We start from the raw sequence: 1,863 nt of genomic DNA, 5'->3' as shown, positions 1-1,863 counted from the left end.
GGACATCCCCTCTGCGATCCGCACCCAGAACTCCCGCTCCACACCGCGCCGGATCGGGGGCCGCCCCGGCGAACGCATCGCCGGACGCCCCGTCAGCGTCGTGATCCAACCTGCTGGCCGTCCCATGCAACACCACCTCAATCAAGGTGTTGCGACGATCAATTGAATCCGCCTTGAGAGCCTCCGTCCGAGTGGAAGATCACGCCGTCGACCAGGCCGCCGCAGGTCGCCACCGCGGCCTTCAGGACGTCAGCGACCAGCCGAATACACATGTGGTCGGCCATCGACCAGCCCACGAGCCGGCGCGAGTGCAGGTCGATGACGGTGGCCAGGTACATCCACGAGCCGCCGACCGGTAGATATGTGATGTCGCCGACCCACCGGACATCGGGCCCGCCCGCGGTGAAGTCCCGTCCGACCAGGTCCGGCGCCGGCGGCACGCTCCTGTCCTGGACGATGGTTCGGCAGCGTTTGCGCAGGTGACGGCCGATGATGCCGTGCTCACGCATCAGGCGGGCTATCCGCTTGCGGTTGACCACCCGACCTTGGGCCCGCAGTTCCGCCCGCACCCTCGGAACCCCGTAGGCGCCCCGCGTCTCCCGGTGGACCGCCTGGCACAAGCAGCGGTGCGGCCTCCGCCGCCGCCCGGTCGGCACGCGCCCGAGCACCGGCCCGCCAGGCGCAGTAACCGGATCGGGCGACGCCCAGGATCTCGCACAACCGCTGGACACCGAACTCGGCGGCGTGGGCGGAGACGAAGTCCCAGCGGCGGGCCCTCACTTCATCTCCCGTGCGAAATACGCGGCGGCCCGGCGCAGGATCTCCTTCTCGACCTGCCACTCGCGCTCGGCCTTGCGAAGCCGCGCGAGCTCGGCCCGCTCCTCGGCGTTCAGCGTCTGCCCGGCCGACGCCGGCTCGGCATCGGCAGCGCACCCAGTTCCGCAGGGTCTCATGGTTGACCCCGATCTCCTTCGCCACCGCCGCGAACGTGCGCCGGCCCTCCGAGGCCCGGTACAGCGCGACGGCATCACGGCGGAACTCGTCCGAGTACTTCGACGGACGTCCCGTCTGGACTTCCCTTCCTGGATCTACAAGATCCAAGTGTCAGGGTGTCCACGTCGCGGGGCAAAGCTCGGTAGCTGGGCAGGACGACCTCTGGGACATCGGCCGGCACCTCCTCCAGGGCCTCGATCCACTCTTCCTGGGAGCCCTTGAAGGCGATCCGCGGGTTGATCCGGTGCAGCCCGTTGGAGATCCGCCACAGCAGGCCGAGCTCGGCGAGCCGGTTGAGCGCCGGCGAGATGTTGCTCTTGCTGGTTCCCAGCCGCTCCGCGATGTCGTCAAGGGTGAGGGTGACGAAGCCGCCGTCGGTCATCTCCCCCAGCACGGTGTGCCACACGTCGTACTGCAGGGTGGTGAGCCGGCACAGCGGCAGGGCTCGGGAGAGGTCCTGCGCGGTGAACACGCTACCCTCGGCGGTCAGGAAGGTCTCCGTGCCCGGTTCCTGGTCGGCGGCCATCACATCGACTCCAGCTTCGGTCGGCGGGTGCGGCGGGGCGGGCGCACCGCGCCACGGGGCCTCCCGCGGAGCAGAGTTGAGGTTCTACCACAGCGAACCGCATGTGGTCTGTACCAATTCGGTACGAGGCCGCATCATGCCTGACGGTTCGACAGTTCGGTCGGACGGCGGGCCGTCTGTGTCCGTCCGGGCCGATTCTCTGCCCGGACGGACGCCCGGCGACCGGGCCGGGGGGGGGCCCCCCCCCCCCCCCCCCCCGGGGGGGGGCCGGGGGGGGGGGGGCGGCGGGGGGGGCGCCCCCCCCGGGGGGGGGGGGGGGGGGGGGGGCCCCCCCCCCCCCCCAA

General features: G+C 71.2%; 3 protein-coding genes. All 3 read right to left on the bottom strand.

Annotation, left to right across the window (positions count from 1 at the left end; translation table 11 throughout):
* Nucleotides 1-158: 158 nt before the first annotated feature.
* From ACIQIB_RS39410 to ACIQIB_RS39400, 3 genes are read right to left on the bottom strand one after another with little or no spacing between them, the layout of a single operon-like run.
* Nucleotides 159-620 carry a DDE-type integrase/transposase/recombinase gene (locus tag ACIQIB_RS39410; RefSeq protein WP_400764296.1) on the bottom strand — a complete coding sequence of 154 codons (462 nt, stop codon included), beginning with the start codon at nucleotides 618-620 and terminating at the stop codon, nucleotides 159-161.
* Nucleotides 502-1,101, bottom strand: a complete 600-nt coding sequence (locus ACIQIB_RS39405) for a transposase (RefSeq protein WP_400764294.1) — start codon at nucleotides 1,099-1,101, stop codon at nucleotides 502-504. The genes ACIQIB_RS39410 and ACIQIB_RS39405 overlap by 119 nt, the downstream gene beginning before the upstream one ends.
* Nucleotides 1,028-1,519 (bottom strand): MarR family transcriptional regulator, encoded by a 492-nt coding sequence (locus tag ACIQIB_RS39400; protein WP_400764292.1) that lies wholly within the window; start codon nucleotides 1,517-1,519, stop codon nucleotides 1,028-1,030. Before ACIQIB_RS39400 ends, ACIQIB_RS39405 begins: the two co-directional genes overlap by 74 nt.
* Nucleotides 1,520-1,863 lie beyond the last annotated feature (344 nt).

Source organism: Kitasatospora sp. NPDC092286 (assembly GCF_044755565.1).
Lineage (GTDB): Bacteria > Actinomycetota > Actinomycetes > Streptomycetales > Streptomycetaceae > Kitasatospora.
Note: the sequence above shows the minus strand (reverse complement) of the source record. Positions and strands in the feature narration are given on the sequence as shown.